Origin of the sequence: Arthrobacter sp. ov407 (genome assembly GCF_900102895.1) — a bacterium.
GTDB lineage: Bacteria > Actinomycetota > Actinomycetes > Actinomycetales > Micrococcaceae > Arthrobacter.
In genome coordinates this window covers 235,062-249,780 of the sequence record NZ_FNGD01000002.1, presented here as the reverse complement: position 1 = coordinate 249,780, position 14,719 = coordinate 235,062, and the positions used below count along the sequence as shown (strand labels likewise).

11 protein-coding genes are annotated in these 14,719 nt (G+C 66.3%); 4 read left to right on the top strand and 7 right to left on the bottom strand.

Translation table 11 applies throughout. The annotated features are described in order from the left end of the window. The first annotated feature begins 239 nt into the window (after positions 1–239). The gene (locus BLS42_RS19890; RefSeq protein ID WP_143019135.1) at positions 240–854 is read left to right on the top strand and encodes a DUF4352 domain-containing protein; all 615 of its coding nucleotides are present in this window, start codon (positions 240–242) and stop codon (positions 852–854) included. Positions 855–1,140: 286 nt separating this feature from the next. Here the strand turns inward: BLS42_RS19890 and BLS42_RS03905 are convergent, their stop codons facing one another. After that, a complete protein-coding gene (locus BLS42_RS03905; protein WP_090576730.1) occupies positions 1,141–1,620 on the bottom strand; it encodes a hypothetical protein in 480 nt (159 codons plus the stop codon). Between the two features lie 1,020 nt (positions 1,621–2,640). Here BLS42_RS03905 and BLS42_RS03895 point away from each other — a divergent pair. Both BLS42_RS03895 and BLS42_RS03890 read left to right on the top strand, forming a co-directional pair. Further along, the gene (locus BLS42_RS03895) at positions 2,641–2,967 is read left to right on the top strand and encodes a hypothetical protein (protein WP_090576724.1); all 327 of its coding nucleotides are present in this window, start codon (positions 2,641–2,643) and stop codon (positions 2,965–2,967) included. A 329-nt stretch (positions 2,968–3,296) separates the two neighbouring features. Next, a complete protein-coding gene (locus BLS42_RS03890) occupies positions 3,297–3,719 on the top strand; it encodes a YybH family protein (protein ID WP_176803153.1) in 423 nt (140 codons plus the stop codon). Between the two features lie 144 nt (positions 3,720–3,863). Here BLS42_RS03890 and BLS42_RS03885 read toward each other — a convergent pair whose 3' ends face one another. From BLS42_RS03885 to BLS42_RS03875, 3 genes are read right to left on the bottom strand one after another with little or no spacing between them, the layout of a single operon-like run. Continuing rightward, complete coding sequence (locus BLS42_RS03885; protein WP_090576717.1) at positions 3,864–5,423, bottom strand: FAD-dependent oxidoreductase; 1,560 nt, start codon at positions 5,421–5,423, stop codon at positions 3,864–3,866. Beyond that, entirely contained in the window at positions 5,420–7,708 is a 2,289-nt protein-coding gene (locus BLS42_RS03880) for a molybdopterin oxidoreductase family protein (protein ID WP_090576714.1), read from the bottom strand. The genes BLS42_RS03885 and BLS42_RS03880 overlap by 4 nt, the downstream gene beginning before the upstream one ends. Before the next feature lies 1 nt (position 7,709). Then, positions 7,710–9,122: an MFS transporter gene (locus tag BLS42_RS03875; RefSeq protein ID WP_090576712.1), complete on the bottom strand. Its 1,413-nt coding sequence runs from the start codon at positions 9,120–9,122 to the stop codon at positions 7,710–7,712. 294 nt (positions 9,123–9,416) lie between these two features. Here BLS42_RS03875 and BLS42_RS03870 point away from each other — a divergent pair, with 294 nt between their 5' ends. Beyond that, positions 9,417–10,829: an MFS transporter gene (locus tag BLS42_RS03870; RefSeq protein WP_090576709.1), complete on the top strand. Its 1,413-nt coding sequence runs from the start codon at positions 9,417–9,419 to the stop codon at positions 10,827–10,829. Positions 10,830–10,960: 131 nt separating this feature from the next. Here BLS42_RS03870 and BLS42_RS03865 read toward each other — a convergent pair whose 3' ends face one another. The 3 genes from BLS42_RS03865 to BLS42_RS03855 form a co-directional block, all read right to left on the bottom strand. After that, positions 10,961–11,692, bottom strand: coding sequence for a glutamine amidotransferase (locus BLS42_RS03865; protein WP_090576706.1), 732 nt, complete (start codon positions 11,690–11,692; stop codon positions 10,961–10,963). Positions 11,693–11,789: 97 nt separating this feature from the next. Then, positions 11,790–13,643, bottom strand: a complete 1,854-nt coding sequence (locus BLS42_RS03860) for an acetyl/propionyl/methylcrotonyl-CoA carboxylase subunit alpha (RefSeq protein WP_371129505.1) — start codon at positions 13,641–13,643, stop codon at positions 11,790–11,792. A gap of 168 nt (positions 13,644–13,811) precedes the next feature. Next, positions 13,812–14,531: a Maf family protein gene (locus tag BLS42_RS03855; protein WP_090576703.1), complete on the bottom strand. Its 720-nt coding sequence runs from the start codon at positions 14,529–14,531 to the stop codon at positions 13,812–13,814. Between the last annotated feature and the right edge of the window lie 188 nt (positions 14,532–14,719).

The window sequence follows — 14,719 nt, the reverse complement described above, 5'->3', positions numbered from 1 at the left end:
CCCTCGGACGTGCCAAGGGGAGAAAGGCCCGCTTCGGGGTTGATAGGAGGTGCTGATCGTCCTGAACTTCGGGCTGCCCGTCAGGCGTGCGCATGGCTAAACTTCGGGGGCCGCAGGGTTCGTCAATCTTCGCCGGAACCGACTTTTTCGTCTGAATCACACGAGATGATACAGGCACCATTCGCATCATGCGTATCACGCACACTTGGGGGTTTCCACCAATGAAGTACAAAAGGTCCTTGTCAGCCCTTGCCCTAATGGCCTCGCTCGGTCTCAGCTTGTCCGCCTGCGGGGGCTCGCCTTCGGCCGCTGCCACCTCGCCCAATGTCGAATCGCTAGCGCCGTCCACCCCAAGCCCTTCGGCTTCGCCCGAAGTTAAGAAGTCGCCCCGTGGAAACATCATCAAGGCACTCGCTCAGCCTGCGACTATTACCGATCTCACGGCAAACAAGCCCTTGGTCACTTTCACAGTCAACTCGATTAAAGCCAACGTTCCGTGCACGGGTCCGTATCCGGACCCGGTCGAGAACGGCCACATCGTCGTGCTGGATGTGACTATTCAAACCACGCCGGACTTGGCGCGGACCGACGGAGGCTACGATTCGTTCGACATGAACGCAACCATGTTCAAGTTCGTGGGTGCCAACGGGACGACGTTCAACGGGAACCTTGGCACGCAGGCTGCTTATTCCTGTCTGCCCGATGAGCAGCAGATCGGCGTTAACGGCAAGGGAGTGGGGCCGGGTGAGAAGGTCAAAGGCAAGATCGCGATCGACGTGCCCGCAACCAAAGGCACCCTGATCTTCAAGAGCTACCTGACTTCGGGTAGCAGTGGGTGGGAGTGGGCGTTCTGACAGACGAGGCATTGATCAGCTTTGGAGACGTGATCCGCGCTTCGCGCCCCGCGTAGCCGTGGCGGAGTCTACGGGCCCCAGGGGTAACCTTGGGGCCCGTTTTCTGTGGTTGGACGTCTCAATTCAGGCACAACCAGGAATTACATGTCGCCATGGACAGCTTGGACCCAGCTGCTGACAGGAGCGAGTAGCAGCTCTGCACTGTGCATGAGCAATTCCCGGGCTCCCGGAGTTCAGCACGACAGAGCGCCCCTGACACGCAGAGGCGCTCTGTTGCGCAATTGGTTTACGCCAGCAACTTGCAGACGTCCGTCACAGTGCCCTTGCCGGAGAAAAGCGTCCTTTCAGTGAGGTCAGGGTTCAGAGTCCAGTGCATGGTGCCCGTCGTGAGGAACAGCCCTGCGGGATGCCCGTTGGCGTTGGGCACGATGATGGTATTCCTCCCTGTCGCGGTAACGTCAAGGCTGCCATCCGGCAGGGTCGTTACGTGGGTCGCACCGGTGATGACGTAGGTCACCGTTTTCCCAGTGGGGCCTGTGAGGGTGATCCTCAGGTTGGGACCGGTGAAGGTCGTACGGTTTCCTGGCAGTACGATGGTCCCTCCCTTACCCGAGAGCTGAGCCTGGAGATTGAAGGTCGGACAGGCGATCGGGAACGGCGTTTGGTCCACCGGGGTGGGCGTGGCCGGAGCGGCAACGGCCGGACCGGCGCCTGCGGCGAGCAAGGCGGCGACTGCGACGGTGATGGGTGCGAGCCAGCGTTTCATTAAGGTCCTCCTTTGTAGCTTGCAAAAGTCCCCCCAGACATACGGGACGAGTCCCTGACTGCAAAGCCCTTGCATGCTACCGCAGCCCTCCGGCTCCAACGCAGGTATCGACTACTCGCCTATGAGGCGGCCGCTACTTGCTTACGGAGATAGGCCAGCCCGGCTGGCAGCACCATGGCTGCCGCGGGATCGGGCGCGAACGAACTGCCTCCAGCGAAACTGGCCTTAGAAAAACCAACGGCAAGGCCGAACCCGTGGCGCGTCTGGGTCGCGCAGTGAGCTGCGTCTGAACAATGTCCGGGCTACCGGAATTTACAGACTCACCAGTTGGTCGCAAGATGCGGGGCTGCGTTTCAAGATGGAGCGGCCTTCCCGATCGGTAAGCAGTCTGGGGCCCGAACGGCAATTAAGTTATCGAGGGGCCTACCGGATTTCTCCTGTTGATGTTTCAGTTCACTCATGCCATCACAACCCCCGAGAAGGCCGTCAGCCAACGATCCGCCCCCTGGCGGCGCAAGCCCTGAGGTTGAGCGCAGACTTAGGCGACTCGTTTCGTATGCGTTGGCCTTGGCCATGGCCACCGTAAACTTCCTGCCAATCGACTCCGAGCCGTGGGTTTGGGTCAAGGTTGCAGCCCTTGCCGCGGGCACCATCGTTCTTTGTGTCTGGCTAACTCGGTTCACATTGTGGCAACGGGACGAGTACTGGCGGGAGCGCGGCAAGGACCCCAAACATCGAGAACGCTTGCCCAATCGCCCAGTTGACTAAAGGGCAATTGGGAGACCTCGCTGTGGACTGATTCAGCGAAGTCCGGGCTTCCGCTGTATGTGTTCACCGGTGTGGTTTGGTAGGCCGCGCAGCCCTAGCAAAGCGGTCCTGGCCAGAGCCCTCGGTTGGTCGGGGTCTCCTGGATGATGCCCAGCGCAGCCCGGAGTCTTCCTCGGGGATGACAACTCCCATGCGGGCGATCAGGGAGTAAGTCCTCTACCTCCAGGCGTGTCGGATATGCATAATGTCGCCATGTTTATTTTCGTGCTATTGGCCATCTTGTTACTGGTCGTGTTTTGGCAATACATCTTGGCCGGGCTCGGCCTGTGGGTGCTCGTGCTCATTATGCGCGCCGTGATCAACTGGACGCTGGCCGACCCGAAGCCGAACTATCCCCGGAAGCCCGTCCAGACCCGGCCTGTGGCCAAGCCTGTCACGACCCGTCCTGAGCCCAAGTCCAAGCCTGCCCGCGAGCTGCCCGCGCCCGACTATCTGCCCAGATGGACTGCGAACCGCCGGCTGGATGCCGGCCGCGAGCATGCCCAGTGGCAGAAGAAGTTCGACAACGCAGCGCAGTAAAACCCCGCCGGGCCGGGGGGCCGCAAAGGGGTAGCCCGGCCGCGTCGAGGCACATTGCACTTGGGGGTGTCGGCCGTGTGGAATTCTTGCGTTTATACTAACTTCGGCCTCCCAGCAGGCGTCGCAGTGGGCTATCTACGGGCCTGTCGATGCGCGGGATCGCGGACCTGCACCCGGGTGAGGCGAAAACCGATGCCAGAGATACAGCCCCAAGGTCTCGGTACAGCCACCGCCCGTTCGGAAGAATCAGGAGGCCGGTGACGGGCTGGGCACGCAGCCGCTAAGATTCGCTTACCCCAGACGCCCCGATGAGTCAGAAGGTGGGACCAATGCAGCTTGACGAGGTCATCGACCAGTTCCATCAAGCGGTAAGTGACTTTGCTAAAGGCGACCCGGAACCCGCCAAGGCCATTTTCTCCCACGGCGGAGATGTCTCCCTTGCGAATCCCTGGGGCCCTCCGGTGGTGGGCTGGGAGCGCGTATCAGAGGCCCTCGATTCAGCGGCGGCACGGTTCAAAGATGGACGCGTCACGGCTTTTGATGCCCTCACCAAGCACGTCACTACCCATCTCGCCTGCTTCCTGGACATAGAACACTGGCAGGCCAAGGTCGGAGGAGGCGACAAAATATCGCTATTTGATCTGCGGGTAACGAGCATTTATCGCCTTGAAGGCGACACCTGGGCACTCGTGCATCGCCACGCAGACCCGATCGCCACACAGCAGGCCCCGGACGCCGTCTTGCGAAAATGACGCCCGGCAATCACGCGATCCGAATCCACCCCGGGGTCGGATAAGGCCGTCGCTTCGTTCGTGGAGTGAAGTCCGCGTCCGTGGCGTCGACTATCTTTAGCTGGCCGCCCTCATCAACCATTCTTCGCAGCTGCAGCCGGAGGCTCACGCAACCGCCCCCTGAAAGTGGGCCTCGATGATCCCCTTGATGTCGTCGTGGCAGCCGCCGCAGCCCGTGCCGGCGCGGGTGACCGCGGATACCTCGGGCACCGTCCCGCAGCCCTCCGCAACAGAAGAAGCAATGGTCGTCCCGCTGACGCCCGCGCACCGGCAGACGGTCCGGGAAGGGTCCGCTGCCCCCGCTGCAGCGGCCTGGTCCGGCCCGTCCAGACGCAGCAACAAGGACCTGTCAGCGGGGAGTTCGGCGCCGCGTTCGAACAGCTGCACGAGCTCGGCCGAGGTGCGGGGCATGCCCACGGACACGAGGCCCTCGAGCACGCCGGCGCGGGTGGTCATTTTGACGTAGCGGCCGTGCTCGGGATCGGCCCACTGGGCAATCTGCAGCCGGGCCCGGCCGTTCACGGCGGAGGCGCTCAGGGCTTCCTCGTCCCACGGGTCGGCGGATACATCCCCGGCCACTGCCATGTTCATGCCGCGGGCCTTGAGCACGATCACGCCCGGCAGTTCCGCCGGAAGGGACGGCAAGGCCTCGGCCTCCGCCTCTGCGCCGGACGCCAACAGGGTCAGGTAATCGGCGAGCCATTCGGCCTGCCGCCACCCGGGGCCCACCAGGCCGGACGGACCCCGGGCGGTCCGGCACTGAACGCACTCGGGGTCCGGGCAGCGGACCTCGGCGCAGTCGCCGATCGCAAAAATGTGGGGCTCGTGGTGGGCGCGGAGCTTGTGGTCCACCAGGATCCCCGTCGCGGTGGAGAGCCCGCAGCCTTCCGCCAGTTCGATGCGGGGCCGGACACCGCAGGAGAGCACCAGGAGGTCGCCGTCGATCGCGGAGCCGTCATCGAGCAGCAGGGCCGAGAAGCCGCCGTCGGGCGCGCTGTGCTCCACACCGACAGAGCGGGCGTTGCCGGCCACCCGGACACCGCAGTTCCGCAGGGAAGCCGCGAGTACGGCGCCGCCGCCTCGGTCGATGTTCCGGCCCAGGGGGTGCGGACCGTTGTGCACCACGGTCACGGTGGCGCCTTCCTCGGCCGCGGCGAGGGCCGTTTCCAGACCCAGCACGCCGCCGCCCAAGACCACGACGCGCTTTCCGCCCGCCACCGCCGAGTGGAGCACGGACGCGTCGCGGAGATCCCGCAGGGCGGTCACGCCCGGCGGCAGCACAGGTGCGGCCGGGTCCGGGTTGAGCCCGGTGAGGTTGGGGATGACAGGCCGCGAACCGGTGGCGAAGACCAGACGGTCGTAGCCGGGGGACGTTCCGTCGGTGAGGACAACCCGCTGGCGGGCGCGGTCCACGCGGCGGACGCGGACGCCCAGCCGGACATCGACGCCGTCGGCCACCAGCGCGGCCGCATCTGCGAGGGCCAGTGCGGCCGCCGTGGTCCGGCCGACGCTAAGATCCGCCACCAGCACGCGGTTGTACGCTGCCTCGGACTCTTCACCGACCACCGTCAGATGCGCGATTCCGCTGTGCACGGCCGGCAGCAGCTCGTCGATCAGCCTCGCAGCGACGGGTCCGAAGCCCACCACCACAATCCGCTCAGTCATGAGGTCTCCTCTGCTTGAAGAACACGGGCTGGAACGCCGCTGTGATTGGCGACCGAGATGTCCCCGGAAATCCCCGGGCGGATCCACACCTTGCTGGTCTTGAACTCGGGCATCCCGGAAATGGGGTCCGTGGCCGCTTCGGTGAGCCGGTTGGCGCTCTCGAGCTCCGGGAAGTGGAACGGCAGGAACACCGTCTCCGGACGGATGTCCGTGCTCAGTTCGGCACGGCAGCTGACCTCGCCGCGTTCATTGCAAATCGAGACGTAGTCGCCGTCGGCGATGCCCTGGGCGGCGGCCGCGGCGGGGTGGAGCTGCAGCCGCGCCTCCGGTTGGGCTTCGGCCAGCGCGGCCACCCGGCGGGTTTGCGCCCCGGACTGGTAGTGCTCCATGAGACGGCCGGTGATGAGGGTCATCGGCGTTCCGGCGCCGTCCGCTCCGACACGTCCAGCGCCGGCGCGGTCCGCCCGGCGGTCCTGCCCGCGGTCCGCAGCGGACGCGGCCGCGGCAGCAGAACGACGCCGGGGCGTCACCGGCGTAAACGCGGCCCGGCCGCCCGCGTGGGCAAAGGCGTCCAGGAAGAGTCGCGGCGTTCCTTCGCTTCCGGCGGGGTAGGGCCAGTACGCGGCCTCGCCGCGGTCCAGCATGGCGTAGTCGATCCCGGAGTAGTCGGCCAGGCCGCCGGAGGACGCGAGCCGGAGCTCCTCGAACACGGTTTCCGGGTCCTCGCTGAACGTGGAAGGTGCATCCAGCATTTCGGCCAGCCGGGTCATGATCCACAGCTCGCTGCGGACACCGGGCGGGGGAGTGAGCGCCTGGCGGCGGCGGAGCACGCGGCCCTCGAGGTTGGTGAGGGTTCCTTCTTCCTCGGCCCACTGGGTGACCGGCAGGACCAGGTCCGCCTCGGCGGCCGTCTCGGAAAGGAAGAAGTCGCACACCACGAGGAAGTCCAGGCTGCGCAGGCCCGCGATCACGGCGTTGGCATCCGGGGCGGACACCGCCACGTTGGCGCCGTGCACGAAGAGGCACCGGACGCCGTCGGGCTGTCCGAGGGACTTGAGGAGTTCGACGGCGGGGAGTCCGGGGCCCGGGATCAGGGTTTCGGGCACGCCCCAGACCTTTGCCATGTGGGCGCGGGCGGCGGGATCGGTGATCTTCCGGTAGCCGGGCAGCTGGTCCGCCTTCTGGCCGTGTTCGCGGCCGCCCTGGCCGTTGCCCTGGCCGGTGAGCGTGCCGTAGCCGCTGCGCGCGGAGCCCGGCAGGCCCAGCAGGAGGGCGAGATTGATGGCGGCCGTGGCGGTGTCAGTGCCGTCGACGTGCTGTTCGACGCCGCGGCCGGTGAGGATGTAGCTGCCGCCCTTGCGGGCGCCATCGGCCAGCCGCCGGGCGGTTTCACGGATTAGCCCGGCGGGGACACCGGTGATCGACTGGACCCGTTCCGGCCAGAAGCTGCCGACGCTGCGGGCCACGGCGTCGTAACCGGTGGTCCGGTCCGCGATGTATCCGGCGTCGGCGAGGCCCTCGTGGATCACCGCGTGGGAGATGCCCAGGAGCAGGGCGAGGTCGGTGCCGGGCAGCGGCTGCAGGTGCAGGCCGCCGCCGTCGGTCGTGTTCGCGGCGGTGGCGGAGCGGCGGGGGTCGACGACGATCAGCCCGCCGGCGTCGCGCGCTCCCTGGAGGTGCTGGACGAAGGGCGGCATGGTCTCGGCGACGTTGGAGCCGAGCATCAGGATGGTGCTGGCGGCGTCGAGGTCCGCCAGCGGGAACGGCAGTCCGCGGTCCAGGCCGAACGCGCGCATGCCGGCCGCGGCGGCGGAGGACATGCAGAAACGTCCGTTGTAGTCGATCCGCGAGGTGCCCAGAGCCAGCCTGGCGAACTTGCCCAGCTGGTACGCCTTCTCATTGGTGAGGCCGCCGCCGCCGAACACGCCGACGGCGTCCGCCCCACGCCCGGCGCGGGCCTGCCTTACGGCCGAGACGATCCGCCCTAGGGCCTCGTCCCAGCTGACCGGGCGGTGGACGCCGTCGGCGCCCCTCAGCAAGGGCTCCGTGACGCGGCCCGGGTGGTCCAGCAGCGAGGCGGATGTCCAGCCCTTGCGGCACAGTCCGCCGCGGTTGGTGGGGAAATCCCGACCGGTGACGTTAAGAAGTGGGGTGTCGGCCGCAGCTTGTTCCGACACGGGGTCTGACCCCGGCTGGACAGCCGGGGTCAGAGCCGCTGGAGATGTGAGCGTCATGGCGCACTGCAGGGCGCAGTAGGGGCAGTGCGTGTCGGCGCCGGTGGTCATGTTAGACGTGTCCCATCGCGTTTCGGTTGGCGTTGCGGATGTAGCAGAACCAGCAGACCGCGAGCATCAGGACGTAGGCCCCGACGAATCCGTAGAAAGCCGACGCGTAGGAGCCGCTGGCGGAGTTCGAGGCGTTCAGGACCTGGGGGATGATAAATCCGCCGTAGGCGCCAATGGCCGAGATCAGGCCCAGGGCCGAGGACGCGAGCCGCTGGGTGGTCACTGAGCTGGCACCGGACCGGGCGGCCCGACTGGAAGTGGCGAAGATGATCGGGATCATGCGGTACGTGGCACCGTTCCCGAAGCCGCTGGCGGTGAAGAGGAGCAGGAACAGGCCTAGGAATAGCCAGAAGTTCTTCAGCGGCAGGGTCCAGAGCATGGTCAGGGTGATCACGGCCATGGCCGCGAAGGCCGCGACGGTCATCCGGGCCCCGCCCATCCGGTCCGCCATCCGTCCGCCGTAGGGGCGGGCCAGGGATCCGACCAGCGGGCCGAGGAAGGCCAGGGACAGGGCCACGGTGCCGACGGAGATGGAGGAGAAGGCCGGGAAGTAGTCCTTGATGAGCTTGGGGAACACACCGGCGAAGCCGATGAATGAGCCGAAGGTGCCGATGTACAGCAGTGCCATGATCCACAGGTGCGGTTCCCTCAGCGCGGCCAGCGAGCCCGCGACGTCGCCCTTGGCGCTGGTGAGGTTGTCCATGTACTTCCAGGCGCCGAACGCGGCGAGCAGAATCAGCGGGACCCACATGAAGCCGGCGACGGGCAGGTTCACGCTGCCGGCTGCGAGCAGGGTGATGGCGATCGGAACCGCCAGCTGTGCGACGGCGGCACCGAGGTTGCCGCCGGCGGCGTTCAGGCCCAGGGCCCAGCCCTTTTCCCTGGCGGGATAGAAGAAGGTGATGTTCGCCATCGAGCTGGCGAAGTTGCCGCCGCCGAATCCGGCGAGGGCGGCCACGAACAGCATGACGCCGAACGGGGTGGCCGGGTTGGCCACGCACAGCCCCAGACCGATCGTGGGGATCAGCAGTAACAGTGCGGAGACGATCGTCCAGTTACGGCCGCCGAAGCGCGGCACCATGAACGTGTATGGGATCCGCAGCGTGGCGCCGACGAGGCTCGGCATGGAGATCAGCCAGAAGATCTCGTTAGTGGAGAACTTGAAGCCGGCGGCGGGAAGCTGGACCACCACAATCGACCAGAGCTGCCAGACCACGAAACCGAGGAACTCGGCGAAGATGGACCAGTTCAGGTTGCGCCGGGCGATGGAGCGGCCTGCCGACTCCCACTGTTCCTTGTTTTCTGCATCCCAGTTGGCGATCCAGCGGCCGGGCCGGTGGTCGAGGGTAAGGGTGTCAGTGCGGGGTGCACCGGCATCTGCGGTGCCGATTTCGGCGGTGCGTTCAGCAGTCACTTGGGAGACCTCCTTGGGGGGTGTTGTCCCTTCAACGGTAGGGATGCCGCGTTTCCGGGACGGTCGCGGTTTATTAACGCGCTGTGACTTTTGCCTATCGGGGCTTTTATGACGGTGTGAGAACAGGTGGGACGACCACCACGTGAGCCACGACACGGTGTCCGAATAACGGACTATTTGTCCATTGACTGGACGGTGGGAACTAATATCAGACATATACGAATCCCTAGCCGGCGGCCCCGGGCATCGGGCTCTTGGGGAACATCCGACCGGTCTTCATGAAAGCGTTACTACATGTCATCCACTGCAACCTCCGCGGAGCATGGGTCCACCAAGCAGGTGAATTCGCGCGGCCGCGTGATTGTCGCCAGCCTGATCGGCACCACCGTCGAGTTCTACGACTTCTACGTGTACGCCACCGCAGCCGTACTGGTCTTCCCCGCTTTGTTCTTCCCGGCGCAGAACGAAACAGCCCAGCTGCTCAGCTCGTTCGCCGTGTTCGGCGTGGCCTTCATTGCCCGTCCGCTCGGCTCGGTGGTCTTCGGTCACTTCGGCGACAAGTTCGGCCGCAAGGGCACACTTGTCGCATCGCTGCTCACTATGGGCATCGCCACCTTCCTGATCGGCTGCTTGCCGACGGCGAAGGTGGAAGGCTGGGAATTCTGGGCTCCTGCCCTTCTGGTCGTCATGCGCTTCTTCCAGGGCCTTGCCCTCGGCGGCGAATGGAGCGGTGCGGCACTGCTGGCCACCGAGAATGCCCCCGCGAACAAGCGCGCCATCTACGGCACCTTCCCGCAGTTGGGTGCCCCGATCGGCTTCATCATCGCCAACGTGATCTTCCTGGTCTTCAGCTACACCCTGTCGCCGCAGGCCTTCATGGACTGGGGCTGGCGCGTGCCGTTCCTGCTCAGCGCTGTCATGGTGATCATCGGCCTCTACGTCCGGCTCAAACTCATCGAAACCCCCGCGTTCACCAAGGTCATCGAATCCAACGAGGTCGCCAAGCTGCCTCTCGCCCGGGTCTTCAAGACCAGCTGGCGCCACCTGATCCTGGGCACGTTCATCATGCTCGCCACCTACGTGCTCTTCTACCTGATGACCACGTTCACGCTCACCTATGGAACCCGCGCCTCCAGCCTGGATGCCGCCAAGGCCGCAGCCGAGAAGGCGGGCAAGCCGATGACTGAGGCCGCGGCCGCCGCGTTCGTCCCCGGTCTGGGCTACACCCGGAACGACTTCCTCTGGATGCTGATTGTCGGCGTCGTGTTTTTCGGCATCTTCACCCTGGTCTCCGGCCCGCTGGCCGAGAAGTTCGGCCGCCGCAAGATGCTCATCGCCGTGACGGTCGGTATCATCGCGTTCGGCTTGCTCTTCGTTCCGCTGTTCAGCGCAGGGTTCGTGGGCACCATGGCGCTGCTGATCATCGGATTCTCCCTCATGGGCCTGACGTTCGGGCCCATGGGTGCGCTGCTGCCGGAACTGTTCCCGACGAACGTCCGGTACACCGGCTCGGCCATCAGCTACAACTTCTCCAGCATCCTGGGTGCGGCGGTGGCTCCGTTCATCGCCGTCTGGCTCTGGGAAGTCGGCAAGGGCAGCCCGGCGCTGGTGGGCGTCTATCTCGCGTCCATGGCTGTGCTGACGTTGATCGCCCTGTTCGTGAGCAAGGAAACGCGCGACATCGACTACACCAATAACGTGGCCTGACACTCCAGCCCAGTTACTGACAGAAATGCCCGGCGTGTTCCTTGGACACGCCGGGCATTTGCGTGTCGGCCGGAAAGCAACCGGGCGGCAACGCGGGGCGCGGCAGGGCGTGCCGGCAGGCGGGCAGGGGTTTAGCTGGCGTAGCGCTCCACGAAGTTCCGCAGGATTTTCATGGGCTCCGTCGCGGTGAACCGCCGGGCGTCTTCCATGAGCATTTCGGCCGATTCCGGCGGGAAGTACCCGGCATGGCGGTAGATGTCGATCCTCGTCACGAGCCCTTCGGCATCGAGCTCGGGGTGGAACTGGGTGGCGTACAGGTTGGTCTTGATCCGGAACATGTGCACCGGGCAGGCGGCCGAACTCGCCAGGAGCACCGCGTGGGAGGGCAGGACGGTGCAGGCTTCCTTGTGGCCGGTGAACGCCGTGAAGCTCTCCGGCAGTCCGCGCAGGAGGGGATCCTGCAGCCCTTCCGCCGTCAGCTTGATGGTTACGCCGCCAAGCCCTTCACCGTACGTCCGGTCAATCACGGCGCCCTGATGCAGTCCGAGCGTACCGACGCCGTAGCAGGCGCCGAGGAACGGGAAGTCCTCGGCCACGATCCTGTCCAGCAGCCCCGCGAGTTCGCGTTCCACCCGATGCTGGGCGGCGCTCTTGTGCTCGGCCGGGTCACTGGAGGTGAAGGGACTGCCGCCCACAATGACGCCCGAATAGTCGGACAGTTCCAGCTCGGGCAGCGGGGCGGCTTCCATCCGGATGCGGTGCAGCTGCTCCGGCTCGAGCCCGCAGTAGCGAAGATAGGCGCGGTATTCGTCTTCGGCGGCGGTGTCTTCCGCGCGCGAGGCGAGGAGCAGGAATGGCTTCACACACCAAGTCTCTACTGGCCGGTCACGGGGGCGCCAGAGGCGCGCCCGCGACCGGCAGCGTCTTACTGACCTACCGTCCTACTGTTTTCGCCGTCGCTTACTGCGCGTCGCCGTCCTCGATCATGGCGATCACCGCGCCGGCGGAGACAGTCTCGCCGGCCGCCGCGGAGAGGCCAATCACGATCCCCGCGCGGTGGGCGGTGAGCGGCTGTTCCATCTTCATCGCTTCGAGCACGACGACGAGATCGCCCTCGGCGACGGTGTCGCCTTCGGCCACGGCCACCTTCACGATGGTCCCCTGCATGGGGGAGGTCAGAGCATTGCCGCTCGCGGCCACGGCTGCGCCGCCACCGCGGGAGCGCTTCTTGGCCTTGGCCGGCTTGGCGCCGGCTGTGTTGCTGACCGAGCCCAGCGACGCGGGCAGCACGACTTCCAGGCGCTTGCCGCCGACCTCGACGACGACGCGCTGGCGGTCGTCGGCGTCGGCCGCTTCAGCCTCGGTGCCGGTGGGGGTCCAGGCCGGAATGTCGTTGACGAAGGCGGTCTCGATCCAGCGGGTGTGCACCTTGAAGGCGCCGTCGGCCGGTGCGAAATCGGGGTTGGAAACAACAGCGAGGTCGAAGGGGATGACGGTGGGGATGCCTTCCACCACCATTTCCTCGAGCGCCCGCCGGGACCGCTGCAGGGCCTGGGTGCGGGTGGCGCCGGTGACGATCAGCTTGGAGAGCATGGAGTCGAAGTTGCCGCTGATGACATCGCCCTGCTCCACGCCGGAATCGATGCGGACGCCGGGGCCGGTGGGGTTCTTGAGGAGCGTGATGGTGCCCGGGGCCGGCATGAAGTTGCGGCCCGGGTCCTCACCGGTGATGCGGAATTCGATCGAGTGGCCACGGACTTCCGGGTCGCCGTAGCCGAGTTCCTCGCCGCAGGCCAGCCGGAACTGTTCGCGGACGAGGTCGATTCCGGTGACTTCCTCGGAGACGCAGTGCTCCACCTGGAGGCGGGTGTTGACCTCGAGGAAGGAGATGGTGCCATCCTGGCCGACGAGGAATTCGCAGGTGCCGGCGCCGAGGTAGCCGGCTTCCTTGAGGATGGCCTTGGAGGACTCGTAGAGCCGGCGGTTCTGCTCCTCGGTGAGGAAGGGGGCCGGGGCTTCCTCGACGAGCTTCTGGTTGCGGCGCTGGAGCGAGCAGTCGCGGGTGGAGACCACCACGACGTTGCCGTGGGCGTCGGCGAGGCACTGGGTCTCGACGTGCCGCGGGGCGTCCAGGAAGCGCTCAATGAAGCACTCGCCGCGGCCGAAGGCGGCGGTGGCCTCGCGAACGGCGGACTCGAAAAGTTCGGGGATTTCTTCGCGGGTGCGGGCCACCTTGATGCCACGTCCGCCGCCGCCGAAGGCCGCCTTGATGGCGACCGGCAGGCCGAACTTGTCCACGAACTCGAGGATTTCCTCGGCGGATTCAACAGGGTCGGCGGTGCCGGGGACCTGCGGGGCACCGACCTTCTCGGCGATGTGGCGGGCCTGGACCTTGTCGCCGAGGGCGGAGATCGCCTCGGGGGAGGGCCCGATCCACGTGATGCCGGCATCGATCACCTTGGCGGCGAACTCGGCGTTCTCGGCCAGGAAGCCGTACCCGGGGTGGATGGCGTCCGCGCCGGACTGGCGGGCGACATCGATGATCTTGTCCATCACGAGGTAGGACTCCGCGGCGGTGTTGCCACCGAGCGCGTAGGCCTCGTCGGCGAGCCGGGCGTGCAGCGCGTCGCGGTCGGGGTCCGCGTAGACAGCCACCGAGGCGATGCCTTCATCGCGGGCGGCGCGGATGATGCGTACCGCAATTTCTCCGCGGTTGGCGATCAGCACCTTGGTCAGCCGGCGGGTGCCCGCGGCTGTAGATGACTGTGTTGATCCCGGCACGGTGGGTGCGGACTGCTCCGAATTTGCTGACAAGGCGTCTCCTTCTTTCCTTCAGGGAGCCTAGCGCGGTTTTGAGGGTTCCGCCGATATTACTTGCGGATTCCGCGCGTATACGGCCCTTCCTTTGTAGGGTTGCCACAAAGGGCGGGGAATTGGCTTACTCCGCGCTCACTCTGTCTTTACTCCGCACATGTTCCGCCCTCACTCGGCACGGACGTCCGCCGGGTCCACGGCCCCGCCGGTCCAGAGCTCGGTGATGCCCACATTTGCCTGGCCGAGCAGCGCGCGCAGGGTAGAGATGGAGAGCCCGACGACGGTGTGGGGATCACCGTCGACCTTGCGGATGAACGCCCCGCCGTAGCCGTCGATCGTGAAGGAGCCGGCGCACTGGAGCGGCTCGCCGGTGGCGATATAGGTCTCGATTTCGTCGGCGCTCATCTCCATGAAATGAACCTCGGCGGAGGATACCGAGCCCAGGGTGGCACCGGTGCCGCGTGCGGTGACGGCGCCGTCGTCGTCCGCACCTTCGCCGTCGGTGACTATGTTGGTGTCTGCGCCGTCCGTGTCCCGGCAGTCCACCAGCCAGTGGCCGGTGTGCAGGACGCCCATGCTGCCGCTCATGCGGAGCATGCGCTCCCGGGCGACGTCGGCCGTGTAGGGCTTGCCGTGGGCCTCGCCGTCGAACTCGAAGACCGAGTCGCAGCCGATCACGATTGCGCCGTCCGCCTCGGGCAGCGAAGCGACAGCCTCTGCCTTGGCCCGGGCGAGCAGCAGGGCCGTGTCATGCGGATCCGTCACGCCGTACCGGGCCTGGACGGCGTCCTCGTCCACATCCGAGACGAGGACCTCGTGCCGGATGCCGGCGTGGCTGAGCAGCTTGGTGCGGGCGGGGGACTGGGAGGCAAGAATGAGGCGGGTCACCGTTCCAGCCTAGTTGACGGGGTCCGGAGTGGAACCGTCGCGTTGGGTTCACCGGTGGCGGCGGGCGTTGTCCTGGCGCAGTCCCGGGTTTGTCCGCGTGGCGTCCGCGAATCCCGAGGTGTCCGCAGCGGGTTGAAGGCTCCCCCTCAGGAGACTTGATTCATGGACGGCAACGAGGGGCCCGAAGT